Annotated in this window: 20 protein-coding genes; 11 read left to right on the top strand and 9 right to left on the bottom strand. The window is 54.1% G+C overall.

The window, feature by feature from the left end; translation table 11 throughout:
- Window positions 1-9: 9 nt before the first annotated feature.
- From SH573x_RS18330 to SH573x_RS18315, 4 genes are all read right to left on the bottom strand, one after another.
- Window positions 10-1,035, bottom strand: a complete 1,026-nt coding sequence (locus SH573x_RS18330) for an alpha/beta hydrolase fold domain-containing protein (RefSeq protein ID WP_479349143.1) — start codon at window positions 1,033-1,035, stop codon at window positions 10-12.
- Window positions 1,036-1,382: 347 nt separating this feature from the next.
- The gene (locus SH573x_RS18325; RefSeq protein WP_479349142.1) at window positions 1,383-2,132 is read right to left on the bottom strand and encodes a nucleotidyltransferase domain-containing protein; all 750 of its coding nucleotides are present in this window, start codon (window positions 2,130-2,132) and stop codon (window positions 1,383-1,385) included.
- Complete coding sequence (locus tag SH573x_RS18320) at window positions 2,129-3,058, bottom strand: nucleotidyltransferase domain-containing protein (RefSeq protein WP_479349141.1); 930 nt, start codon at window positions 3,056-3,058, stop codon at window positions 2,129-2,131. Before SH573x_RS18320 ends, SH573x_RS18325 begins: the two co-directional genes overlap by 4 nt.
- A 355-nt stretch (window positions 3,059-3,413) precedes the next feature.
- Window positions 3,414-3,554, bottom strand: a complete 141-nt coding sequence (locus SH573x_RS18315) for a hypothetical protein (protein WP_479349140.1) — start codon at window positions 3,552-3,554, stop codon at window positions 3,414-3,416.
- 551 nt (window positions 3,555-4,105) lie between these two features.
- On the opposite strand from SH573x_RS18315, the gene SH573x_RS18310 reads away from it, so the two are divergent.
- From SH573x_RS18310 to SH573x_RS18295, 4 genes are all read left to right on the top strand, one after another.
- Entirely contained in the window at window positions 4,106-5,323 is a 1,218-nt protein-coding gene (locus tag SH573x_RS18310) for an efflux RND transporter periplasmic adaptor subunit (RefSeq protein WP_479349139.1), read from the top strand.
- 258 nt (window positions 5,324-5,581) lie between these two features.
- Window positions 5,582-5,944, top strand: coding sequence for a four helix bundle protein (locus tag SH573x_RS18305; protein WP_479349138.1), 363 nt, complete (start codon window positions 5,582-5,584; stop codon window positions 5,942-5,944).
- A 65-nt stretch (window positions 5,945-6,009) separates the two neighbouring features.
- Window positions 6,010-9,525: an efflux RND transporter permease subunit gene (locus SH573x_RS18300; RefSeq protein WP_479356754.1), complete on the top strand. Its 3,516-nt coding sequence runs from the start codon at window positions 6,010-6,012 to the stop codon at window positions 9,523-9,525.
- 11 nt (window positions 9,526-9,536) lie between these two features.
- Entirely contained in the window at window positions 9,537-10,049 is a 513-nt protein-coding gene (locus tag SH573x_RS18295) for a hypothetical protein (protein ID WP_479349136.1), read from the top strand.
- 165 nt (window positions 10,050-10,214) lie between these two features.
- On the opposite strand, the gene SH573x_RS18290 is transcribed toward SH573x_RS18295, so the two are convergent.
- Window positions 10,215-11,231, bottom strand: coding sequence for a carbon-nitrogen hydrolase family protein (locus SH573x_RS18290; protein WP_479349135.1), 1,017 nt, complete (start codon window positions 11,229-11,231; stop codon window positions 10,215-10,217).
- Between the two features lie 128 nt (window positions 11,232-11,359).
- On the opposite strand from SH573x_RS18290, the gene SH573x_RS18285 reads away from it, so the two are divergent.
- The 3 genes from SH573x_RS18285 (at window position 11,360) to SH573x_RS18275 (ending at window position 18,074) form a co-directional block, all read left to right on the top strand.
- Entirely contained in the window at window positions 11,360-13,168 is a 1,809-nt protein-coding gene (locus tag SH573x_RS18285; protein WP_479349134.1) for a CehA/McbA family metallohydrolase domain-containing protein, read from the top strand.
- A gap of 239 nt (window positions 13,169-13,407) precedes the next feature.
- Window positions 13,408-16,563 (top strand): PSD1 and planctomycete cytochrome C domain-containing protein, encoded by a 3,156-nt coding sequence (locus SH573x_RS18280; protein ID WP_479349132.1) that lies wholly within the window; start codon window positions 13,408-13,410, stop codon window positions 16,561-16,563.
- 83 nt (window positions 16,564-16,646) lie between these two features.
- Window positions 16,647-18,074 carry a DUF1501 domain-containing protein gene (locus SH573x_RS18275; RefSeq protein ID WP_479349130.1) on the top strand — a complete coding sequence of 476 codons (1,428 nt, stop codon included), beginning with the start codon at window positions 16,647-16,649 and terminating at the stop codon, window positions 18,072-18,074.
- Between the two features lie 46 nt (window positions 18,075-18,120).
- On the opposite strand, the gene SH573x_RS18270 is transcribed toward SH573x_RS18275, so the two are convergent.
- The 3 genes from SH573x_RS18270 to SH573x_RS18260 form a co-directional block, all read right to left on the bottom strand.
- Entirely contained in the window at window positions 18,121-18,660 is a 540-nt protein-coding gene (locus SH573x_RS18270; protein ID WP_479349129.1) for an AlkZ-related protein, read from the bottom strand.
- A 156-nt stretch (window positions 18,661-18,816) separates the two neighbouring features.
- The gene (locus SH573x_RS18265; RefSeq protein WP_479349128.1) at window positions 18,817-19,185 is read right to left on the bottom strand and encodes a DUF2200 domain-containing protein; all 369 of its coding nucleotides are present in this window, start codon (window positions 19,183-19,185) and stop codon (window positions 18,817-18,819) included.
- A 213-nt stretch (window positions 19,186-19,398) separates the two neighbouring features.
- Window positions 19,399-21,165: a multiheme c-type cytochrome gene (locus tag SH573x_RS18260; RefSeq protein WP_479349126.1), complete on the bottom strand. Its 1,767-nt coding sequence runs from the start codon at window positions 21,163-21,165 to the stop codon at window positions 19,399-19,401.
- Between the two features lie 391 nt (window positions 21,166-21,556).
- Between SH573x_RS18260 and SH573x_RS18255 the strand changes: the two genes are divergently transcribed.
- Both SH573x_RS18255 and SH573x_RS18250 read left to right on the top strand, forming a co-directional pair.
- Window positions 21,557-21,829 carry a hypothetical protein gene (locus SH573x_RS18255; protein WP_479349125.1) on the top strand — a complete coding sequence of 91 codons (273 nt, stop codon included), beginning with the start codon at window positions 21,557-21,559 and terminating at the stop codon, window positions 21,827-21,829.
- A 72-nt stretch (window positions 21,830-21,901) separates the two neighbouring features.
- Window positions 21,902-22,750, top strand: coding sequence for a universal stress protein (locus tag SH573x_RS18250; RefSeq protein WP_479349124.1), 849 nt, complete (start codon window positions 21,902-21,904; stop codon window positions 22,748-22,750).
- Between the two features lie 159 nt (window positions 22,751-22,909).
- Here the strand turns inward: SH573x_RS18250 and SH573x_RS18245 are convergent, their stop codons facing one another.
- Window positions 22,910-23,059, bottom strand: a complete 150-nt coding sequence (locus tag SH573x_RS18245; protein WP_479349123.1) for a hypothetical protein — start codon at window positions 23,057-23,059, stop codon at window positions 22,910-22,912.
- Between SH573x_RS18245 and SH573x_RS18240 the strand changes: the two genes are divergently transcribed.
- Window positions 23,058-23,321, top strand: a complete 264-nt coding sequence (locus SH573x_RS18240; RefSeq protein WP_479349122.1) for a hypothetical protein — start codon at window positions 23,058-23,060, stop codon at window positions 23,319-23,321. The two genes, SH573x_RS18245 and SH573x_RS18240, sit on opposite strands and share 2 nt — an antisense overlap.
- A complete protein-coding gene (locus SH573x_RS18235) occupies window positions 23,311-24,738 on the top strand; it encodes a glycoside hydrolase family 140 protein (RefSeq protein WP_479349121.1) in 1,428 nt (475 codons plus the stop codon). The genes SH573x_RS18240 and SH573x_RS18235 overlap by 11 nt, the downstream gene beginning before the upstream one ends.
- The last annotated feature ends 37 nt before the right edge of the window (window positions 24,739-24,775 follow it).

Below are 24,775 nucleotides of genomic sequence, written 5' to 3'. Positions count from 1 at the left end.
GACCGCTGTTTATTGTTTAGCTGGCTCCTGGGCTAATTCGGCTTCCGGGACGAGTTGAATAGTTACGTCAGCATCCTTGAGATACTTGTCAAAAAAATTCTTCATCAGCACGATTACGGAGGGCTTGCCGAACGATCCGCCACCATGTCCTGCTCCGGGGAATTTTTGCAGCCAAACGGGCGCTCCGCTCTTCTTCATCGCGGCTTCGAATTCTTCGCTTTGAGCATAAGGCACCAGGGTGTCATGCGTACCGTGAAGGATGAGTGTGGGCGGGGAATTCTTGTCGACGTAAGTGATGGGGCTGACAGCGGCTGTCTTTTGCTTGTCCGAAAGTTTCGTACCGATTAGTTCTGAGTAAGGATCGCTGGGTGTATTGAACTGAAAGATGTTTCGCACATTCTTGTCTTGCTCCGCTTGCTCGATCACCGATGCAAAATTCTTGGGACCGAAGATATCCACGACGCATTGGACGGCATCGGAAACGTCCTCATTTCCACCGATGGCTGCAAACACTTTCTTGCCACCGGTCACACCGACCAGAGCTGCCAGGTGGCCGCCCGCCGAGCCACCGATGACACCAACCTTTTCTGGATTGATATGGTAGCGGTGAGCATTCGCGCGCAGCCAGCGAATGGCTGCCTGGCAATCCTGGATTTGGGCTGGGAACTTGGCCGCTTGACTGAATCGATACTCAACACTAGCCACCACGTAGCCTTGGGTTGTCATCATCCGTACATCGCAAGGATACTTGCTGCCTCCCATCCAGCCTCCGCCGTGAATATGCACTACCAGCGGTAGAGGTGCCTTAGGCGGTTGCTCCGGATAGTAGATATCAAGTCGCTGGGCTTCGACTCCACCTTCAACATAAGGGACATCAAAATCCCACGTAATACCCGCCGGCAACTCCGCCTTTGGCTTGGACTTTGTTTCTGGCTTGTCCTGCGCATAGGTCGGTAATATCGATAGGCTGTTTGAGGCCAATGATACCAGCAGAAACAACCAGCTGAATTTGAAGAACGACTTTGGGTGGGACATAGCAATGCTCTACGTAGTTTTCTTGATACAAGGTTTTTGGGCCGCTCGATATCGGATACTATCCGAATTGTGTGGCCCGTTCAACTCAGTCCAGGGACACACGTAGCAGCGTCTCTCCGAGACGCTGAACCGCTCACTGCAAGCCATACGAGTCTCGGAGAGACTCGGCTACGTGGACAACACGTAGCAGCGTCTCTCCGAGACGCTGAACGACCCACTGCAAGCCGTGCGAGTCTCGGAGAGACTCGGCTACGTGGACTACACGTAGCAGCGTCTCTCCGAGACGCTGAGTAGCCCAACTCAAGAGAATGGAGTAGCAGAGTACTCCGAGTCTCGGAGAGACTCGGCTACGTGAGGCGCAATCGCACCAGCAGGTCATTGAGAGCGTCGCGACCGGTTGGAACTTCCGGCAATTTCGACTCCGCGTGGGATTGTTCCAACTCTCTGGTTAATCGTTCAAGCTCGGCTTGATAGAAATCCAGGTCAGCAGCGTCGAGGACGCCTTTCTCAGTGCCAGTCCGCTTCCGATGGACGAGTTCATCCAGGTAATTCAGCTTTGCCGATTCATTCAGAATGCACAAGTTGGCTTCAACCACACCCGTCTTCATCAAGTGGATACCGGTTAACAGAACGCGAAACGTGTAAAGCAATGGCTTGACTCGCGGTGGTGTTTCTTTTTCAAAGAGCTTCCACTGCGTCGCAGCAAAGCCGAGATAGTGATGCGCATGATGCCGCGTGATGCAGCTAGGCGCAAGCGCTTTCAGCTCTTCGTGCTCTGGTGTAGTGAATACCACGAGCGGAGATAACAATTGTTCCAATACGTAGCCGTTCCGCTTGAGCATCAGGCCGAAGAATTTGGCGGCATCGTGGGTGACGAGGTCAATTTCCAGCCCGTCGTAGATTCCCTCTTTTTCAACCGTCTGTTGGCCTTCGTCTAAACTGACCACCGTCTTGAGTGGCAATAAGTGAACGCCTCGGAGATCGAAGTCTGAATCGGGTGAAGGGAAGCCGTACAAGTGAGCGCCGCTGATCGTGGCGAACACAAGTGGAAATGGATGCGACTGCACGTGAGTCATCATCTTGTCGTAATCGATCATGGCAACTCCTGGTGCATGGCAAGTCTTCTGGCATGGACTAAGAACGTATTGGCTCGCTCGTAGTCAGGACGATCTGGCAAAGCAGTCTGCTGAAAGGCGCGTTCGAAGTCGACCTGAAGTTTCTTGCGCCACGAGTCCACTTCCGCGAACGCAACCGCTCCTCGTTTGATCTCCAGCAACTGTTCGCGGGCATCACCAACTTGCACAGTCACCTTACCTTCGCGGAGCACGTCGATTCCTGAAATTAGCAAGCGGATAAGATGCATTACGTGCTTCCATTTGACCTGTCCCTGATTTCGAATGTCGGTCTGCATCTTCTTGAATTGGGAGGCGACATATCCGGAGTAAGTTTGAAACACCAGCTTGGACAAGAACGCTTCGCGCATCGTCAGTAGGTCTTCGGCCAACGGCGTCGCAAACTCGACGATTGGAGAATAGAGACATTCCAGTACGTTGGGGTTCGCCTTGAGCGCCAGAACGATAAACTTCTGTATCTCCCAATATGCTTCCTGCAAGGCCTCGTTCTCCAGCTGTTCAGGAACCCCGTATAGCGACCAGTGCAATTCGGCCGGTGGCAGAAAGATGCCACGCCGATCTGTATCGGATTGATCATCGTCCAAGCCGTAAGCCCGCGAACCGATGACGCAGCGATAGATGATTCGCTGGTTGAGATCGACCAGCGCAGAATCGTCGCTTCCACGAATTTGGTCGCGTTTGTACTCAGATAGACGCACTAACTGATCGTGATGTACAGCCGCTTCGAAGCCATCGCTAAATTTCACACGATACGCATGGGAACGATCGATTGGCGAGCGAACTATCACACCCACAGATCCGGCAGTATGTGCCACACGCTGATTCGCATGATAGGTGTCCTTTTGCACAACAACTTGTGTACCAACCGAAAAGATCAGTGGTTCTGTCACAGTCCCTGGTTCTCCGACTATCCATTCACCATGTTTTCGCCACGCTCGTCAACTCGACGAGGCTGGCAATGATGATATAAAAAGTCGCTGCGGCGCACTAACCCACGTAGCCGAGTAACCCCGAGACTCGCATTTGTTCCCCATTGCAATCGGCCCCAGGCTGGGCGGTACGATTATCAGCGTCTCGAAGAGACGCCGCTACGTGACCTTTGGCGAAATAGCCGCGAACTCCCCATATTGTCTGGCAGAACGCTCTTTTGTGGGCTAAGCTTAGCCAGTTAGGAATCTACGGATGAACCGAGTTGTCGCGATTTTGCTGATACCATTCTTGTTAGTGGGCAATTCCATTGCTCACTCACACGGTATCGCTGCGCACCATGCGCCGGGCCAGGAGAGAGCTCACATTCATCTTGGCGGCTCCCATCACGCTCACCACGATCATGGATCGCATGGGCACTCGCATCATGGGCACCATCATCACCACGACCATAATCAAGATAGCCCACACTCAACACCAATAGAGCCTGTCGATCACGACTCGGATGCCGTTTACCTGGTTGTGGCAGACGCCGTTTTTACAGCGACTGTGCGATGCTGGGTAGAATTCGATTTCCAGTTATTCTATGACACGGCTAAGTGTGTCAAAGCAGTCGTCCACCGCTGGTCGCGGTTCCGTGAACTGCCGCACTGGTATTTCTCTGGGCCACCGCTCTATCTGCTTCATGCTGCGCTGAGGCTTTAATTCGATTCGCCTGAGGGCTGTCGGCTCTCTGATGACGCGTCGTTTTTCTCTATGCCCCAGTTCGCTGCTCAGCGCTTTCAAGACGTCACTTGAGGCAGTGCAGCTTCATTCATGAACTCCGGTTAGCTATGCGTTTTCATATTTCGTTCGCACCTCCGTGTGCACTTTCGATACTGTTTTTAGTCCACTTCGTCGGCTGTACTTCGAGTAAACCCACAACTCCGACTACAACGCCAACATCGAACGGCGCTACGACGAAACCGGAGCTCCAGATTCTTGAACTCGGTGAGCAGGCAAGAAAGAACTTGAACCTGGTCGTAAAAGCGGTTCGGCCAATCGACTATTGGCGAACGATAGCCATCCCTGGCGTGGTAGCGGATCGACCCGGGATTTCGGATCGAGGTGTGACGTCACCGGCTGTCGGTGTTGTTTCCGAGATTCATGTCTACCCAGGCGACACGGTGCGGCCAGGGCAACGCTTGGTGACGCTGCGTCTTTTCAGCGAGTATTTGCAAGCGACTCAAACGCAGTTGTTTAAAGCGTCTCAAGAAGCCAAGCTGGTCCAGCAGCAAATTGATCGTCTCACGAAGGTGGCTAGCTCCGGCGCAGTTTCTGGTTCTCGGCTAATCGAGATCAATAATGAATTGCAGAGACAACAAACGCTTATACAAGCTGCAAAACAAGAGTTACTCAATCGTGGCCTGACCCCAGAGCACATCGATTCCGTGACCGAGGGCACATTTGTTTCTACTATCGACATACTGGCACCTCCTCCCCATAGTGACGAATCGGTGCTTCAGGGACTAGTGACTCCTGATGTCCAGCCGGCCGGATATGACGACAAGACCGCTATCGCTTATGAAGTGCATTCGTTGGGCGTCGGGCTTGGCCAAACGGTACAAGCCGGTGACCTGCTGGCCAGCCTGGCGAACCATCATTCGCTGTTCATCATTGGCCATGCATTCAAACGCGAAGCGGGCTTGCTCGAACAAGCTGCGCAGAACCGAACTGCTCTGCATATTGATTTCGCTGAGGATTCAGTCGAACTTTGGCCAGCAATCGAACAAAGGTTCCAGATACGACACCTCTCCAGTACGATCGATCCTGCGACCAGAACGTTCGATTTCTTTGTGCCGCTAGTCAATCAATCAAGGTCCTATCAAAAAGACGGAATGACCTTTCTGGTATGGCGTTTCAGGCCGGGCCAACGTACGCGAATTGAAGTACCCGTAGAGAAATTCGCCAATGTATTCGTCTTGCCGACGGAAGCTGTCGTGCGCGAAGACGCCGAGGCATTCGTCTACAGACAGAACGGCGACTTGTTCAATCAGATCTCCGTTCACATTCTCCACGAAGATCGCACGCAAGTAATCCTTGCTAACGATCGAAGCATCACTCCCGGAACCTTCTTGGCTCAAAACGCAGCCGCCTCGTTACGTCGAGTACTCAAAGCTCAATCGGCCAGCGGACAGCAACCAGGTCTCCATGTGCACGCTGATGGAACCGTCCATGCGGCGCACTAAGTTGATTTATGATTTTAGATTGCCGATTGCCGATTGCCGATTGCCGATTGGAGATTGGAGATTGGAGATTGGAGATGGTGATTGGTGATTGGTGATTGGTGATTGGTGATTGGTGATTGGGGATTGGGGATTGGGGATTGGGGATTGGGGATTGGGGATTGGGGATTGGGGATTGGGGATTGGGGATTGGGGATTGGGGAATGGGGATTGGGGAATGGGGATTGGGGAATGGGGAATGGGGAATTTGGAGGCTGCAGCATGAAGAGTGAAGAATTGAAGTTGCGGACGAAGCAGTTAGCGTTGCGGGTGATCCGAATGAGCGAGTCCATTCCACATACAACTGCAGGCAATGTCATTTCGCGGCAGTTAATACGCTGTGCAACTTCGGTAGGTGCAAACTATCGCGCTGCCTGCCGAAGCCGCTCGAAAGCTGAGTTTGTTTCGAAACTCCAGATCGTGGTAGAAGAGTCCGACGAGTGCTCGTATTGGCTCGAGCTATTGGTCGAGGCCCAGCTACTACCAATCAATCGATTGGAAGCCTTGCTCGACGAAGTGAACCAGTTGACAGCCATTATGGTCGCCTCGCGCAAAACCGCCCTGCGACCAAAGGATGAGCTATGAACAATCGGGTTTCAGGTTCCGGACAAAATTCCCGAAACAACAGTCATCATCGATCGGAGGGACCAATCTCCAATCTACTATCTACAATCATAATTGTTTCGCTTAAGAACCGCTCTTTGGTTCTCATCGCCAGCCTGGTGGTTCTGGTTTACGGATCATACCTGGCGTCGACGATGTCGGTTGATGTGTTTCCGGACTTGGATCGGCCACGTGTGGTTATCATCACCGAGGCTGCGGGTTTGGCCACGGAGGAAGTTGAAACGCTGGTAACTCAGCCGATCGAAATTGCGTTGATGGGTGCCCAGGGTGTTCAAGCCGTGCGCAGCCAAACCACCGCCGGGCTGAATGTCCTGTACGTCGAGTTCGACTGGTCCACTGAAATTCGCGCAGCCCGCCAAACCGTTAGCGAACGACTGGCCACGCTCGCCGGTATCCTCCCCGCGGGTATCTCGCCGCAAATGACGCCTCCGTCGTCAATCATGGGGCAAATTGTTGTCGCAGGTATCTACCGTCAGGCCGGTCCCGAAGGTGGTGTGCTCGCACCCGTTGGACGCACAAGGCTCATGGCGGAACTGAATGTCTCCTCGAAATCACAGACTCGGTCCGACTCCGGGAGCCAGCTGAAACTGTGGCGAGTAATCGATCGAAGAGATGTAAGATCTTGGCAACCCGTTCCTTTCGAACTGGTCGAGCCTGTGCAAGAGCAAGGTGCAGGAGCTTCACGAACATTTCAAGCCAGCGTCAAACTGGATTCGGGGATTCACGAGCTTAAGTTTGAATCCGACGCGAAACAACTCTTAGAACTTCGGACCCTAGCTGACTGGGTGATCCGACCCAGACTTTTGAAAGTCCGCGGAGTCGCAGAAGTCTTCATGCAAGGAGGCGATCGCAAACAGTACCAGGTCTTGGTTGATCCCACAGCCCTGCTCGAATACGACGTGACCGTCCAAGACGTTGAACAGGCTTTGCGCGAGAGCAATATCAACACCAGCGGTGGCTTTGCGATCACAGGTGAATCGGAACGCCCCATTCGCATTCTTGGACGCCTGGGAACCGAGCGTGGCAATGTCATCGACGATCTGCTCAAGATCCCAGTGGCGAAATCTCCCAAGCGCAGTGTGTTGCTCGAACAAGTTGCATCCGTAGTGGAAGGGCCCGAGTTAAAGCGCGGCGATGGTAGTATCAATGGTCACAGTGGCATCGTATTTACCGTCGTCAAGCAACCTCATGTGGACACGCGAAAGCTGACCGATAGCGCCGCGGCCGCTTTTGCGGAAGTAGAAGCGTCCTTGCCAGCCGATATTGTCATCAACTCAGAACTCTTTAGGCTCAAGAACTTCATCGACCGCGGCATCTTCAATGTGGCAGAAGCTCTCGTCATTGGTGCCGTGCTGGTCGTCATTGTATTGTTCCTGTTTCTTCTAAACTTCCGCACCACGTTCATTACGCTTACCGCCATTCCAATGTCGCTGGTAATGACGACCCTGGTCTTTCGCTTTATCGGATGGCTCAGTGGCAGCGAGTTATCGATCAACGTGATGACGCTCGGTGGAATTGCCGTCGCCATGGGCGAGCTAGTTGACGATGCCATCGTGGACGTGGAGAACATTTATAGGAGGTTGAAAAGTACCAATTGGCGATTGCCGATTGGCGATTTGGAAAATCAAAAGTCAATAGTCGACAATCGCAGATCGCATATTCTTGCTGTTGTATTTGAGGCGAGTAAGGAAGTTCGCAATCCTATACTCTTTGGTACGGCGGTGGTGATTCTCGTGTTTCTCCCGCTGTTTGCATTATCAGGCGTCGAAGGACGACTATTCACTCCGCTGGGTTTTGCATACATCGTCTCGATCCTATCGTCGTTTGTAGTTTCATTATCCGTGACACCAGTCCTGTCGTACTACTTGATTCCGTCTTCCAAGACCATGCATAGCGATCGCGACAGTTTGGTTCTGCGCTCGATGAAACGAATGGTGCGTCCACTGATCCAGATCAGCATGCGAATCCCATCGCTGTTATTGGTCGCGACGTGGTTGATGGTGGTTGCAGCTGCCTCGCAAGTTGCTCAGCTGGGTCGTAACTTTTTGCCGGCATTCGACGAGGGAAGTGTCCAGGTTAATGTGACGCTGCCGCCCGGTTCCTCGTTGCAGGCTTCCAACCAGGTTTCGACCAGCTTGGATGCAGTGTTCAAGTCGATGCAGCTGAGCGAAAAGAACCCGGACGGCGCCATTCTGAACTTCGTCCGTCGAACAGGGCGCGCGCAGATGGACGAGCACGCATCGCCAGTAAACTTCGGCGAGTACATCCTCAGCATGAATCCAAACGCAGCTCACCAGCGCGATACGATGATCGCGGCGCTGCGGGAACGCATCAGCCATAAAGTCCCAGGGGTTGATATCGAAGTCGAACAACCGTTGGCTCACCTCATCAGCCACATGGTCTCTGGCGTCTATGCCCAGATTGCGATCAAGATTCACGGCGATGATCTCGAAACACTGTTGACACTGGCCGACCAGGTCAAGTCTGCCATCGCAGATGTGCCTGGCGTGACTCCACCGATCGTTGAGCCTGTGCAGATGACAGCTGAACTGCATATTCAACTGCGAGGCGATGACCTGGCCCTGCATGGACTCACGCGACAATACGTTGCATCCGTTCTGCAAACTGCATTGCAGGGACAAGTCGTCTCGGAAGTGCTCGAGGGCCAACGCCGTTTTGATTTGTTAGTGCGGTTGGAAGAGCAGTATCGCACCGATTACGCCAACCTAGGGCGTCTGCGCATCGACTTGCCACATCTTGATGGGCAAAAAGAACGTGGGCAAATCGAACTCCGTGATGTGGCGACGATTTACGAAGGAGTTGGCCCCAACTCTGTCAATCGCGAGAACGCTCGTCGGCGAATTGTCGTTCGTTGCAATACGGAAGGTCGAGATCTAGGAAGTGCCGTCGACGAGATCCGGCGCAGGGTTGATGCGGAGGTGTCGATGCCCGTTGGATACTACGTTGAGTACGGCGGGCAGTTTGAGAGCCAGCAAAACGCCACGCGATTAATCATGATCTTGGCAGGACTGTCCGTGGTCGGTATGTTTGGCGTTCTCATGATCCTATTCCCATCTGTGCGTATCGTGCTGCAGATCCTCAACGCCTTGCCTACGGCTTTCATTGGAGGCGTTTTCGCGCTGGTGATTACTCAACAGACAATTACAGTCGCCAGTCTGGTTGGTTTCATCTCGCTGGGTGGCATTGCAGTACGCAATGGAATTCTACTCGTCACGCATTACTTCCATCTGATGCAGGAAGAAGGCGAAGAATTTTCGCAGGCGATGATTCTGCGTGGCAGCTTAGAACGCTTAGCACCTGTGCTGATGACGGCTCTGACGGCTGGTATCGGCCTGATTCCGCTGGTGATTGGGGGCCAAGAGCCTGGCCGCGAAATTCTCTACCCTGTCGCTACGGTGATCTTGGGCGGCTTGTTGACTTCGACATTTTGTGAATTCTTGATTCACCCTGGCTTGTTTTGGAAATTCAGCGGTCAAGACGCCAGGCGATTGGTGAACGCTGATAAAGCAACTTCAATTTAAGGAATCTTGTGATGAAGCGGTTTAGTTTTGCATTGGTATTAGTGGTAGTCGTTGGATTCGCTGGGTGCAACAAACCAGCAGAGCCGCCTGCTAATTCCGCTAGCGAGCATGGACATGAACACGGGCCTGGGTCACACGACCACAGCGCCGAGGGGCATGCCCATGGTGCCGGTCCACATGATGGCACCATCGCCGATTGGGGTGGAGGCAAGTACCATGTGGAATTCACCGTGGATCACGGAAAGCAACAGGCCACGGTCTACATTTTGGGAGGCGACGAGAAGACTCCAGTGCCGCTCGATGCGGCTTCGATCGAACTGAGCATCAAGGACCCAGAGATGCAAGTGACGCTGGCAGCATCGCCGCAAGAGAGCGATCCTCAGGGCAAATCCTCGCGGTTTATCGGAACGCACGAAAAGCTCGGTGTGGTTCAAGAATATGCTGGTACCATGACTGGCGTCGTCGACGGTACGCCATACTCCGGCGACTTCAAAGAAGAAGCCCACGGCGACCACCAGCACTAGCCACTCAGCCGTTTCGCGAACCACTTACGTAGCTTGGCAACCGACTCCAGTACGATATTTATCCACGGCTTTATCCAACTGATGAAGCGCGGATTTCAGCCTTGGCAATCAGATTCGATTGTGGGGCGACCCCTGGCTGCTACTAGTATTCGGTAAGTGTTTCTCCTAAGGATTGGAGCGGGGATCGAGCTGTCTGGGATGCTGGCTTGGCTGGCCGAAGCTCATCGGCTCATCGTCGCGCAAGGCCATGGGCCGTTCATTGTGGTACCAGCCTTTGGGGTCTAAGCCATCCGGAAAGTCGTGAACCAGCATTCCAGGTTGGTTTCTGGGTAACTGCTGAGCGATCGTGGCATCGGGCCGCGCGACCATCGAGCCCCAGTGAGAATAGGGCTGCGACGAATTGTTGGCCACAGCCCACAAGCGATTGTCAGCACAGCGCGTCGGAAGTTGCCGCTCGGTGAGATTATCCAAACAACTCTCGCCCGCGCCTCTAGCATTGTGAAAAGAGTGCAGCATCACTTGGACACCCCGTTGTCGATAAGCGATATAGATCTGTGGCCAACACAGGTCGTAGCAAATCGCCAATCCGATTCTCACTCCACGAATATCGTGGACCACCAAATGGTTGCCGGTCGTGTAGTGCCTTTGGTCACCGCGAGTGCACATGCACTTGTCATAGCGATCGACAATCGAACCGTCAGGAGCAATTAAGTATAGACAGTTGGTGGGCTTGGTCTGAGCGTCCAGATAGTGCGAAGAGCCCAAGACCAACCACAGGTCCAACTCCCGTGTCAGTTCGCGTAGCGATGCGGTCTCGCGTCGCAAGTTGTCCCAGTCATAGCCTACATGCGTTGGCAGATCGATATCAACATAACCCGATAGCGAGGCTTCGGAAGTATGCAGCAGATGGGCTCCGCACGTCGCAGCACGGCGCATAAACTCGCGCACCTGGCGACCGTTCTCTGAAGGATCTCCGCTGACTGGGAACTGGCAACTGGCAACCCGCAGCCCTTGGGCGGGTCTGGGGGCCTCTGGTGGAAAGTGGGATGCCGGTCGTGGGCCATCCGCGACGGCTACATGGGTAGCCAGGCCAGCGATCGCTGTCGTACCGGCGGCCAGCATACCGCGACGCGATATGGCTCCGAGCGCGCCGTCGTCGAGGAACGTATCTTCTGAGTTCATCAGATTAACCTCTGACTTCTCGATTGGTTTCCGGATGATCAAGTGCCTAAATTGTTGTTTTCTCGCTGGCGAGTTATCCTACAAGTAACGTGAAGGTTTGCAACAGGTTGAAGAAATGAAGGTGTTCTATGCGACCAGGCGGCGCATTGGATATTTCGTGTTGGTTGCGATCAGCTGGCGTGAGCTGGTCAGTATGTCTGGTACTCATATCCTCTTTGGCGACTTTCGCCAGCAAGGTCCATGCCCAGAGTACCGCCTCACAACCCACCCAGAGTTTACACTTTGTCGGTTCGGTCATCGACGCCGATAGTCAGAAACCTATGGCGGCGCGCGTCTACTTGCAGGACGACAAAGGAAACTGGTTATTTGTTCGCTCCTCCAGCGATCAAGGAACCGCATGGCCATATGCGGAGCAGTGGGTGCCTATGCCAGAGTCAGTCGAGAAACACACGACGGTGTCGGCACATCCCTTTACAATCGATTTGGCACCCGGCGAGTATCAACTCTTGATTGAACGTGGCAAGGAATACCTTCCCTTGCATGAAACGCTGGTTGTCCCCAAAGTTGAAGCATCGCCAAGCAAACAACAGCCTACGTTACCGATGCTCGAAAAGAGCTTGGCGTTGCAACGCTGGAGCCACATGGCTGCCAGCGGCTGGTACTCAGGCGAAACGCACGTGCATCGTCGTATCGCCGAGTTGCCGAACGTGATGGCAGCAGAAGAATTGAACGTGGCGTTCCCTGTAACTTTCTGGACGATCGCCTCGGACAAAGTGCCGGACCTGGAACCATCGAGTCTGCGATCTCAAGGCCCTTCACCGTTTGGCCCACGTGAGGATCTGGGTTACCAGCCGATCTGGGTTAACCAGCAGCAAGTGATTCTGCCTCGCAACACGGAGTACGAAATCTTTTCGATCGGGCCACGACGGCATACGCTGGGAGCCATATTTGTGCTTAACCATCGCACTCCCTTCACACAAACTGTGCCGCCTGTCGGGACAATCGTTGAGCAAGCCCGCCGCGAAGGAGCGCTGTTGGATCTCGACAAACACAATTGGCCTTGGTCGTTGATGTTGGTTCCCGTAGCCAAGGTTGACTTGTATGAGCTATCCAACAACAGTGTGTGGCGAACCAAGTTTGGCTTCAAACAGGCCGGACATGCCCTTCCACCTTGGAAGGAGTTTGAGCAAGAGTCGCCGGGTGTGTTGACCGAATGGGGATGGTTGCAGTTTGGCTTCGAGATGTATTATGCCCTGCTCAACTGCGGCTTTCGGCTCAGTCCCACTGCCGGCACGGCGTCGGGTGTTCATCCTGTGCCCTTGGGGTACAGCCGCGTGTATGTCCACACTGGCGAACAGTTCAAGCTGGATGATTGGCTGGATGGGCTCAAGCGTGGCCGATCTTTCGTGACCAACGGTCCCATGCTCACGGCCCGGGTCAATAACGAACTTCCTGGACAAGTATTTCAAGGCAGTAAAGATCAACTCGACAAGTTCGCTTGGGCAGCTGAGGTGGTCAGTCCCGATCCGATCTCGCGCGTCGAAATCATCGTAAATGGGCTGGTGAAGCACGCGCTCACGCCAGAGAAAACAGCAACGGAGCAGGGGGCATGGAAATGGTCAGGTCAGGGAACGCTTCGTCTGAGCGAGGCCAATGGTCCTGATTCACTGCGAGAAGTTCGGTCTGGTTGGGTCGCGGTGCGGACCTGGTCGGACCAGCCAGATGGAAGAAGGCGTTTTGCACACACAGGTGCCTGGTACTTTGACGTAGATCAACAACCGGTGCGACCACCCGTGCAACAGATTGATTATCTCTTGCAGCAATTAGAGGCTTCGCTCGAGAAGCAGCGCGGCGTTTTACCACCAGCAGCCATAGCCGAATTCGAACAAGCGCGGGAGGTATATCGTCGCATTCGCGCAACCGCTTACCCGCAATGATCCTGAGCCCGCCAGGTAATCCTCTTTCACCGCTTTGGATCAACTGGACCCAGAGAATGAACGGCGAATCAGTCGTTTCTCAAGAACTGTGCAGTTACTTTATATGTAAAGTATTTGCATTCAGGCAAATAGGGTGGGCAGTCAAGGATTAAACTGGCAACTGAGGCCTGGTTATGCTCAAATACTTTACTATGCACCGCTCGAGTCCCACCTGCCTCAGATAACCAGACAATCTCGCTATGATCTTCTCAGTTGAAAAGCTTCGGCAACTCGTTAGTCTGTTGCTGGCTGTTGTGTTCACGACGAATCTTGTCGCTCAGGACGAGTCGAAGATTCGCTTTGATCGGCTGGTACGACCGATTCTTTCCGACGCCTGTTTTCAATGCCATGGGCCAGACGAAGCTCAACGCCAAGGGGGCTTGAGATTGGATGTGGGCGAGGCCGCGCTCAAGGGAGGTGAATCGGGGCCGGCAATAGTGGGTGGGGATCTCGACGCTAGCCTGCTGTGGCAACGAATCCAAGCCACAGACTCCGCGCACGTCATGCCCCCGCCCAGCTCCGGAAAAACTCTCAAGCCTGAAGCGATTGCGATTCTCAAGCAGTGGATCCAAGAGGGCGCGCCCTTCCAAAGCCATTGGGCGTTTCAACGTTTGGAACGACCGGCCGTGCCTACGCTGGCTGGTGTCGACAGTACCACTCTCCATCCCGTCGATGCCTTCATTCGACAACGTCTAATAGCCGCCGGCCTGGCTCCCGCGCCCCCGGCCCCGCGGGAAACGTTGATTCGACGGGTGAGTCTCGATCTGACCGGTTTACCGCCGACGCTGGCTGAAGTCGATGCGTTTGTCACCGACGCGTCGCCGGAGGCATACGAAAGGGTCGTCGATCGGTTGCTCGCATCTCCGCACTACGGCGAACAGATGGCACAGCAGTGGCTCGACTTTGCGCGCTATGCTGACAGCAACGGTTTTCAAGTCGATTCATCGCGGCAAATGTCCGCCTGGCGCGATTGGGTTATCGAGGCCTTCAATCGAAACATGCCCTTCGACAGATTCACCATCGAGCAACTGGCTGGCGATCTATTACCAGATCCAACCGAAGACCAAATCATCGCCACCGGCTTTCACCGCAATGTCAAACTCAATGGCGAAGGAGGCCGCATTCAAGAAGAGTGGTTTGCCGAAACGGTTATCGATCGCGTTGAGACCACCGGCCTGACGTGGATGGCTTTGACGTTCAACTGCTGTCGTTGCCATGATCACAAGTACGATCCGATCTCCCAGCAGGAGTTCTACCAGCTGTTCGCCTTCTTCAACTCCATTGACGAGTCGGGTGTGCTGGAAGTGGAAGGTGGCAACACTCGACCTGTGCACAAGATTGCCACTGGGGATCATCAACGAAGTTTGAAGGAACTGCAACAGGCGCTGGCGAGCGCCGAGACAAAATTGGTTGAAGTAACGAACCTTTCGTCAAAGCGACAGGCCGACTGGGAACCCAGCTTCGCCCAGCAATTGGCTGACAACGCGGAAACTTGGACGCTGTTCGTTCCGGACGAAGTCAAAAGTGTAGGCGGAGCGACGCTGACCCAACAACCCGATCAAAGCTGGCTCGCCAGCGGCGTCAATCCAAGCTATGACGAATATCAAATCACAGGCCGCATCGCCGCAGGTACGATCTCTGGAATTTTACTGGAAGCCTTTCCCGATCCATCGCTACCGAATATGAGCTTGGGCCGTTATTCCAATGGCAACTTTGTGTTGAGCGATGTTGATATCCTACTGACGGCTCCCTCGTTGGTTACTCCGGTCAAAGCGGAGATCACGCGCGCAGACTCGGACTACGATCAACCGGGTTGGCCAGTGCAAGCGATTGTCGAAGGGAAGGCCACGCGACAAGGCAAAAACAGTAAGGGCTGGGCGGTAGACGGTCCTACTAAACGCGAGAATCGCAAAGCCATGTTCCTGTTGGCCGGGCCCTTGGCTGTGCCGGCCGAAGCCACGATGACCATCATCCTCAAGCACGATGCCATCGATGGCCATAATGTTGGCCGTTTTCGTCTCTCAGTAACCAGCTGGCCCGCGGAAGATGTCAAGCTGGATGGATCCACCATCGCCCCGTCGCTGCGTTCAGCCTTGAACACACTGCCCACGACTCGTACCGCCGAACAGTTGGCAGAGATCGCTCAGTACTTTCGTGAACACGCTGATGCTGAGTTGAAACAAGCTGAGCAAGCTATCACAACTGCCAAGAAAAACATTGTGGATTTCGAAGCTACGATTCCCACCGTCATGGTGATGAAGGAACTGGCTGAACCGCGCGCTGCCTTTGTACTCAAGCGAGGGCAGTATGATCAACCGGGCGATAAGGTCGAACGTGGAGTGCCCATTGCTTTTCCTCCATTGCCCGCCGGAGCCAGGCTCGATCGACTGGGACTGGCCCAATGGCTAGTCGCTCGCGATCATCCCCTTACTGCCAGAGTCTGGGTCAATCGCGCATGGGAGAGACTGTTTGGTGCGGGACTGGTGCGCACGACTGAGAACTTCGGTTCGCAATCCGAGTGGCCAACCCACCCCGAACTCCTCGATTGGTTGGCCGTCGAGTTTATGGAACCATCGGTACTGCCGGCGGTCAACGGTCGACCCGCCACAGCCTGGGATATGAAATCCTTGCAGAAGTTGATTGTCCTGAGCCAAACGTATCGTCAATCCGCCGCGGTTATGTCCGAAGCGGATCCAGAGAATCGCTTGCTCAGTCGTGCACCCCGTGTGCGCCTGTCCGCGGAGACGGCGCGCGATCAAGCGTTGGCCATATCAGGTTTATTGATACCCAAGATTGGTGGCCCCAGTGTTCGGCCCTACATGCCAGAAGGCGTGTGGGATGAAACAAGTCGGTATGGCGATTTACGCGGATACCAACCCGATGCTGGAGAAGGACTATATCGTCGCACTCTGTACACGATATGGAAACGCACGGCACCACCACCCTCGCTGGTGTTGTTTGACGCACCTGCTCGCGAGATCTGTACGGTGAAGAGATCGCGAACCAATACGCCGCTGCAAGCGTTGGCTTTGCTGAATGAAATCACGTATGTCGAAGCGGCACGTAAGTTGGCTCAGCGCATGATCAAAGAAGGCGGTGCGACAAACGAGGTCCGCATCGCGTACGGCTTTCGACTGGTAACATCCCGCCGACCCACCCAGGACGAATTGCTTGTGCTGGTGGATGGCTGGCAGCACGATCTTGAGATGTTCCAAAAGATGCCTGAAGCAGCTACACAGTTTCTGGGCGTAGGTAAGAGTCAGACACTGGCAGAGGTGGATGCCAGCGAGCTAGCCGCCTATTCACTGACAGCCAACGTGCTGATGAATCTCGATGAAGTGATCACGCGCGAATAACAAAAGGTGTCGCTTGCCTTGCACCGGTCGCATCGACTCGCCACTACAAATTAATTCATACATCGGACAAACCCGAGTAACCTATGATTCCTAAGCTTCCGTCACTCGATTTTCTCAATCGCCGTACCTTTCTGCAAACATCCGCTGCGGGTATCGGCACAGCCGCCTTGGCATCGATATTGCAACCGTCAAGCCGAGCGAGTGCTGCAGAGCAGCCTGCGGCCAAAGCGAAACGGATCATCTATCTATTCCAATCGGGTGCTCCTTCGCAAATGGATCTCTTCGATCCCAAGCCAGCGATGGCTGACAAACGTGGTTCGGAGCTACCGAGTTCGATTCGTATGGGACAGCGTCTAACGACGATGACCAGTGGTCAGACCAGTTTTCCAGTAGCTCCGTCCATCTTTAAGTTTGCACAATATGGACAAAGCGGTATGTGGATGAGCGAGATCCTGCCGCACATGTCGCAAGTCGCTGACGAGTTTTGCATGATCCGTACATTGCATACCGAAGCGATCAATCATGATCCAGCAATCACCTTTTGTCAGACCGGTTCGCAACTTGCGGGTCGCCCCAGCATTGGGGCTTGGGCCAGTTATGGCTTAAGCAGCGAGAACCGCGATCTACCTGCGTATGTCGTACTGACATCGTTTGGTTCCGGCAGGCCGGATGACCAACCGCTGTACGATCGGTTGTGGGGCGCTGGGTTCTTGCCCACGATGCATCAAGGCGTCAAGTTTCGCAATCGCGGAGACGCCGTCCTCTATCTCTCCAACCCGCCAGGTATCGACGCTGGGATGCGGCGCAGTACGCTTGATCGACTCCAGCAACTCAACACGCAGCACTATGATGTGCTGCATGATCCAGAAATCGAGGCGCGCATCGCTCAGTATGAAATGGCGTTTCGCATGCAGTCGAGCGTGCCAGAGTTGCTCGATCTGCGAGATGAACCCCAGCATATTCTCGACATGTATGGTCCAGACGTATCGCGAACTGGTTCGTATGCTGCGAATTGTCTCTTGGCGCGACGGCTGGCCCAGCGCGATGTACGCTTTGTACAGTTGTTTCACATGGGCTGGGACCATCATGGCGGTTTGCCCAATGCCATTAAAGGGCAATGTCGAGACACCGATCAACCCACTGCCGCCTTGATTACCGACTTGAAGCAACATGGACTGTTGGATGATACGCTGATTGTTTGGGGCGGCGAATTCGGTCGTACCATCTACTCGCAAGGAGGCGTGACGGACACCGACTACGGCCGCGACCATCACCCGCGATGTTTTACCGTCCTGCTAGCCGGTGCGGGCATCAAGAAGGGTTTCACCTATGGTGTAACAGATGACTACTGTTACAACATCGTTGAAAGTCCAGTGCACGTCCATGATCTAAATGCCACGATCCTGCACTTGATGGGCGTCGACCACACGCGGTTGACCTACCGTTACCAGGGCCGCGACTTCCGGCTGACCGATATTCACGGACGGGTGGTACAGGAAGTGTTGGTGTAAGCACGTGGATAATTTTCTACGAACGTGCTTTGTGCTTAGCTATGCCTCAGCTGTAGCGCTCCATGATGTCGAAGTGGACCTCGCTCATGGAGAGCCAGAAGTCATTCTTGTACTTGAGGTCGTTGGAGCGAACGATGTTGAGGCTGATCTGCAGACGCTTTAAGGCCGACTCAAATTGGCTCTTCGTGCACAAGAGTTTGTTGACAGCTTTGGTGCGCAGCGGGCCTGTATAGTCGGGTTCCAGACAGATCAGCTGGTAGACTTCCTGTGCCAGTTGGTCTAGCTGGCTGATTGGCCGATAGGCAGCCGGGAAATGCAGCTCACGAAAGTACTGCATCTCCATCAAGACTGCATCGCCGCCAGCTACTTTTCCGTAAAAGATTTCATCCGGATAGGTTTGAGGCAATCGCGTCTTCCAGTCCCAGACGGCCAACACCTTCGGGCTCCATCCACCCGCCTTGGGCTTTTTCTCGGACAAATCGGTATTCGCCCACAGCGAAGGGTGAGGCGACCCGCGGCTGCCGAAGACCGTGCATACCTGCTGGTCGATCACAAACTTGTAAGCCTGGTCAAAGTTCTTAATCAAGAATTCGTTCCGCTGTCTTCGAGGGTTAAGAACATAGTGACCTCAGTAAATTTCAATTGGGACCCCGAGTGTCTCCTTTCGCTCCGCGAAAACAATCCTACGCTCAACATGGACTGTACGAAACTTTTGACTGCCTTTCGCAGAGCGAAAGGAGACTTAGGATTCCACGGTACGCAGAATCTTCTCCATCTTTCGGCCTTTGGCCAGTTCATCGACCAGCTTGTCCAAGTAACGCACCTTCTGGGTCAGTGGATTTTCGATCTCCTCGACACGGTAACCACAAATGACGCCAGTGATTAGGTGAGCATTGGGGTGCAACTTGGCCTGCGCGAAGAACTCTTCAAAAGTTGTGGGGTTCTCGATATGCTTCTTAAGCTTGCGTTCATCGAAGCCGGTCAACCAACGAATTACTTCATGCAGTTCTTCCTGGGTGCGTCCCTTCTTTTCGACCTTGGTCACATAATGGGGATAGACCGATGAGAAAGTCATACTCGCGATACGCTCGTCGTGATTGGCTTTAGTCATGTTGATTAGCTGGTAAAGGACAGATGTAGTGGGCCAAGCGCCACCGGGCTATCTATATTGGGCCATCTATATTGGGACAGCAATTGTAGCCGAATGCAAGAGCCTTGCATGGCAATTTCGGCCCAGCGAAGAGTGACGGACCCGAATTGGTAGACGCGTCCGCATGCGTAGAATCATACGAGCATTCTTGGAAGAATACTGAACGCGTGAAAATTACGGCACAGTCAATTCCAGCGTAGCGGTCGCAATGATTTCGGGATTGAGGCTCGCTTTTTCATAGAGACGGGCAAACGACTTTACCTCTGGCGTATCAACTTTCAGTAATTCCGCGACGTAGCGGCTCGACAACGACTGGAACAGCAAACGCGTCTCGATCTTGTAGCGACCAGTCGGTAGCTGCAGTTGATAGTGAGTGGTATCGGCACCGGGGCCAAAATCGGAATCGTCATCCACGCCGATCGGCCGCGTGGCTGAGGCATGCACGTGTTGAGCGCTCCAGCCCTGCGGCAGTAGTCGATTGTCTTTCTGAAACTGACTGCCTCTGAGCAAAGCAAATGTGAGAACGCCGTCCGTATCCTGCATCAAGGTTTCAAAAATCTGCACTTGCTGAGGACCGGAGATCGTATCGAAGTGCGGTTGAATCGGGCCACTGGCATGTTCCGTTGCCAGCACCCGATCCTCTCCATCCACTATCTGCCCTCTCGGATTGAATCGCCCTGACTGGAAGACTATGGAACCATCCAGGTCACGCACTACGAATTCCAGCCATGCGCGACGCGAAGGGTAAGCCGTCGGAAACTTATGACCCGATATGTTCTCAACTAGCACGGAGACTGTAGTCGTCGCCCCGGCTGTGCGACCGGGCGCGATCGAAAGTTTGGCTGTGTCGCGCTTGAGCATCTTTCGCGAATCTTCAATAACACGCTCGAAGGCCTCAACGGGGGTCGAGAGGTTTAATGACTGACGATTGTCGCGCAGCAACTGCGTCATGAAGACGTTGCCGCCGGCAAATGTGTGTCGGCCATAGGGCTGGCGGGGACGCAGGAATGGGAAGTCCCGGCCGCCTGGATTGTGAGCTAACTTGGCCGAGATCGGCTGGCCATCGACGTCGGTCTGAGGGACGTGGCAACTCTGGCAACTCTTTCCAGTTGCGCGATTCGATTCGACTTCGTCATTAAAAATGGAGTTGCGCCACTCGAGGTAAGGTACCTGTTCGTGCAGATGAGTTTGTGTTGGGCTGCCCTGCTGGTCAAAGCTTTCAGTAATGACGGTGTGACAGGTGGCACACATGGCCGAGCTTAAGATGTGATCCCCTTGGGTTGGTGTGTAACCGACGTGGCGTTGCATGGGCATCGTGACCGGATTGGCATGAGGTCCATAGATCGCGCGCTGGTCGTTGAACTGGAATCCACCTGTAAAGGACTCGTCGGTACCCAAGTTTTCGCTACTGATTTGATGACAAACGGTGCACGAGACACCGTCTTTGCCCAGGTTGGCCTGTGCCTGTTTATCGTGCAGGAAAGCCAGAACTTGACCGTCGGGGCTAGTGGCAATCGGGGCTGCCATGGGCGCGTGACAGCGACTGCAGACCTCTTCAATATGAGGTTTCTGCGACGGTGTAGCCGCAACCTCGGCCGAGACAGCGGCTTTCCAATAAGGATCGACCGCGGAGTTGGCCATCATGGAACCGGACCATAGATCGTATGGAGCCACGTTGCGGCTTTTCAGATCACGCATGGCGCTAGCTGCCTGGGAGAACGAGTGACACAGCGCACAATCGGAGCCCTTGGCGAAATGAACCGCTGGCTCGGGCTGCTTGTGGGCACTCGCGCTCTGCAACGACTGCGATGTTTGGGCGAACGCGTTTGGCAAAACTGCCAACCAAAACAGAATTGTCGTCAGGCCGACGCTAAGTCGGCCCAAGCTTGCCAGTACCTGGCTGCCTTGGCCTTTGGTGGCTACCCCCGCTCGTCGAGTCACAATAATTCCTTCCCAAACATTTACTTGTTAGCGATTCAGCTTACAAGTGCTTTGATCCTGCAGCGTCACAAAAGTTACAATCCTTACGCAAAAGCGCCCTCATGGACGTTTAGCCGCAGCTGGGAACCTGGGACGAGACGTCATATGATGAAGTAGTCATGTCACAGAACCGTGGTTTGCGCGCCACAATTCGCGACAATCGTGAGCCAACCCGTGGTCCACATCCCATGCAGCTCGAGCTGAGCACGAACGATACTTTGACAAAACCAACTGTTCGCAGCCCACGATTCAAATTGTTTTATCTTTTCATGCTTCAATAATCATTGGCGGCGGGCGGAAGACGTCGCGACAATTCAGCATCCTCCAAGAAGCCGCTTGCGGAACCCGATCCATGACCCCACCCGACTGCAGAAATCGAGTTTCCACTGAGCTGAAGAGCTTAGTCGTTTGTTTAATGGGTGGTCATTTGCGTTGGCTCTCAATCGACGTTTCAGAGCAAGGCATCTCGCTGCGCGGCCATTGCGACTCGCTTCGCATCAAGAGCTTGGTTCAAGAGATCGTCACTGAAAGCTCAGGCCTGCAAGTACTTTCAAACGACCTGGTCGTAAGAGACTACCTGGCCGAGACATTGTTAAGTAAGCAGCCCATCGACTTATCATTTTGAACGAGCGTAATCCCAGCCGCATTTGTCCGGACTTCTATCGAACACCCAACTTTTGAACAGCAGCAGGAACCCATGGCATCTCATCCTCGTTTTGAAACGATTTTCCATCCTTCTGACTTCACCCCGGAAAGCGAGATAGCGTTTACTCATGCCTTGAAGTTGGCGCTGGAGAGTAAAGCTCTGCTGCAGATGATGCATGTCGACGACAGCTTTGTGGCGGACTGGCATAGCTTCCCCAGCGTGATGGAGACGCTGGTTCGCTGGAAGATTCTGCCGGCTGGGAGTCCCAGGAGCGCTGTGGCGCACCTTCACTTACGGGTCAGTAAAGCGGTTGCCTCTTGCAATGACCCGGTCAAAGCTTGTACGGACTACTTCGAGGTAAACGAAGTCGACTTAATCGTGCTGTCGGTCCATCAGCGTGATGGCGTGATGCGTTGGCTGGGACCCATGGTTGGCGAGCGCATCTCGCATGGCTCCAAACAAAACACGCTCTTCATCCCAGTGGGACGCGAGGGCTTTGTGTCCTACCAGGATGGCTCGGTGACACTTAATCACATCCTAATTCCAGTCGTGAAAAAACCGCGCGCCGCAGCCGCTGTCCAATTTGTGCAGAAGCTGATCAACAGCCTGAATTTACCCGAGGGCATGGTCACGCTGCTGCATGTCGGTACACCAGAGACCATGCCCACGGTCGAGAGACCTACCGACAACGGCTGGACTTGGAATCAAAACAGAATAGAGGGTGATCGCGCTGAATCGATTGCCAGTTTTGCTCGCGATATTGGTGCACAGTTGATCGTGATGACCACCGACGGCCCCGATCGTTTTTTGGACGGCCTGCGCGGTACAACATCCGAGCGCGTGCTAACCAAATCACACTGCCCAGTCGCCGTTATACCCGTAGATTCGGGCGTTGATTGATTTTGCGTTTTCTCTGCGAACTCCGCGGACTCTGCGTTTCAAAATATTCCTGCTAGTCGCGTAGTTCATTGCCATTCGAACGGTCGGGTTTAGAAGGTTCTCTTTTCCCAACGCAGAGACGCAGAGGATCGCAGAGAAGACCAAAGATCGCCAAAGCATCTAAAGTGCTTTTTTCTTATCGCCCTGGGGTGTCGCCGATTGTACCTGGGTTGATGGCAGGTTTACGATATAGGTCAGCAGATCAATGGCCAGAACCGACTCTGGCGGCAGCGATGGCGGCACTGGTACGAGCGGCGGAGAGTGAATCATGGATCTCTATGAAAAGTATCGTGAGTTAAAACCCAAACGCGCACGTTCGCGTTTCGTTGGCTCGGCAGGTGGCTTGGCGTTTATGGCCGGCGCTGCAATCGCCGGGCAGTGCATGATTTGGATGGGCATGTTTCGACCAGGCACGACTCCTAATGGCGAGATACTCGGCTACTGGCCAGGCTTTCTGTTAGGTGGAGCACTGCTAGGCTTTCCGGCCGCCTACGCCGCCAGAATCTTTTACGATTTCTATTGTGAAGACTAAAAAGCATATGCGTTATCTAGTTTGCTGGCTGATCGTGTGCACGGCCGCTTTGGCAAGGGCACAAGAGTTGCCATCGCTGGCCGTTAGCGATAACAAGCACTTTTTGCAGACGGTCGATGGACAGCCATTCTTCTGGCTGGGCGATACAGCTTGGGAGATTTTTCATCGCACCAGTCGCGAGGAGGCGCTCCAATATTTGGATAACCGCGCGCGGCACCGCTTTAACGTGGTACAAGCTGTTGCGCTGGCCGAGTTCGATGGGCTCAATGCTCCCAACCATTACGGCTTTAAACCTCTGATCGACAACGATCCGGCTCGACCTGACGTCAAAGATGGTCCCGATAACGATTACTGGGATCACGTCGACTATGTCATCGCCCAAGCCAACCAGCGTGGTATGTATGTTGGGCTGTTGCCGACTTGGGGCGACAAGTGGAATAAGAAGTGGGGGCAAGGACCCGAGATCTTCAGTCCGCAGAATGCCGAAGTGTATGCACGTTGGCTGGCCACGCGTTACAAAAACGCTGGTGTCGTTTGGATCCTAGGTGGAGATCGTCCTATCGAGAACGACGAACATAAAGAACTCATGCGGGCGTTTGCCAAGGGATTAACAGTTGGCGACGACGGACGACACCTGATCACCTGGCACCCAGCCGGCGGCACAGGCTCGAGCCAATATTTTCACGCCGAAGATTGGTTGGACTTCAACATGCGTCAGAATGGTCACGCGGCTGAATTCACAGGTCGGTATGACGCAACCCTGCGCGACTACCAGTTGCAACCGACCAAGCCTGTGATCGATGGTGAGCCGATCTACGAAGATCATCCTATATCCTTCGATGCCAACAAACTCGGCCACTCGGTCTCGGCCGATGTGCGGCGAACCTTCTACTGGGATGTCTTTTCAGGGGCGTGTGGGCACACCTATGGTCATCATTCTGTCTGGCAGTTTTGGACCGATGGCCGGCAACCAGTCAACAACCCGCTCATGAACTGGATGACGGCTATCGAACAACCAGGGGCACAACAAATGAAGCATGGTCGAGCCCTGATGGAGTCGCGACCGTATTTCACGCGCATCCCCGACCCTGACATCGTTGTTACCGATCGAGTGGCGACCAGTGTACCAGGCGCGGGCCGCTACCGTTATGTAGCCACTCGCGACAGCGAAGGCACTTACTTGATGGTCTACTGCCCGGTCGGTCGTAGCCTAACCATCGATACATCGCATATCGCCCACACAACGCTCAACGGCTGGTGGTTTGACCCGCGAACTGGCCAATCTCAATCCCTAGGTAGTTTTGAGAATGCTGGCAAGAAGCAGTTCGTACCGCCGACGCCCGGCGAATTGCTCGACTGGGTATTAGTCATCGACGATGCCTCCTGCGGATATCCCGCACCTGGGACCGAGAAGTAGTTGCTTCCAAAATTGCTTTTTGTGTTTTATTTACTGT

Source organism: Rania fehmarnensis (genome assembly GCF_056494185.1).
Note: the sequence above shows the minus strand (reverse complement) of the source record. Positions and strands in the feature narration are given on the sequence as shown.

Coding starts and splice junctions, on each gene's coding strand:
- SH573x_RS18330 (WP_479349143.1), bottom strand. CDS start 1,035: ATGTCCCACCCAAAGTCGTTCTTCAAATTCAGCTGGTTGTTTCTGCTG.
- SH573x_RS18325 (WP_479349142.1), bottom strand. CDS start 2,132: ATGATCGATTACGACAAGATGATGACTCACGTGCAGTCGCATCCATTT.
- SH573x_RS18305 (WP_479349138.1), top strand. CDS start 5,582: ATGAAGAGTGAAGAATTGAAGTTGCGGACGAAGCAGTTAGCGTTGCGG.
- SH573x_RS18295 (WP_479349136.1), top strand. CDS start 9,537: ATGAAGCGGTTTAGTTTTGCATTGGTATTAGTGGTAGTCGTTGGATTC.
- SH573x_RS18290 (WP_479349135.1), bottom strand. CDS start 11,231: ATGAACTCAGAAGATACGTTCCTCGACGACGGCGCGCTCGGAGCCATA.
- SH573x_RS18285 (WP_479349134.1), top strand. CDS start 11,360: ATGCGACCAGGCGGCGCATTGGATATTTCGTGTTGGTTGCGATCAGCT.
- SH573x_RS18280 (WP_479349132.1), top strand. CDS start 13,408: ATGATCTTCTCAGTTGAAAAGCTTCGGCAACTCGTTAGTCTGTTGCTG.
- SH573x_RS18275 (WP_479349130.1), top strand. CDS start 16,647: ATGATTCCTAAGCTTCCGTCACTCGATTTTCTCAATCGCCGTACCTTT.
- SH573x_RS18265 (WP_479349128.1), bottom strand. CDS start 19,185: ATGACTAAAGCCAATCACGACGAGCGTATCGCGAGTATGACTTTCTCA.
- SH573x_RS18255 (WP_479349125.1), top strand. CDS start 21,557: ATGACCCCACCCGACTGCAGAAATCGAGTTTCCACTGAGCTGAAGAGC.
- SH573x_RS18250 (WP_479349124.1), top strand. CDS start 21,902: ATGGCATCTCATCCTCGTTTTGAAACGATTTTCCATCCTTCTGACTTC.
- SH573x_RS18240 (WP_479349122.1), top strand. CDS start 23,058: ATGGATCTCTATGAAAAGTATCGTGAGTTAAAACCCAAACGCGCACGT.
- SH573x_RS18245 (WP_479349123.1), bottom strand. CDS start 23,059: ATGATTCACTCTCCGCCGCTCGTACCAGTGCCGCCATCGCTGCCGCCA.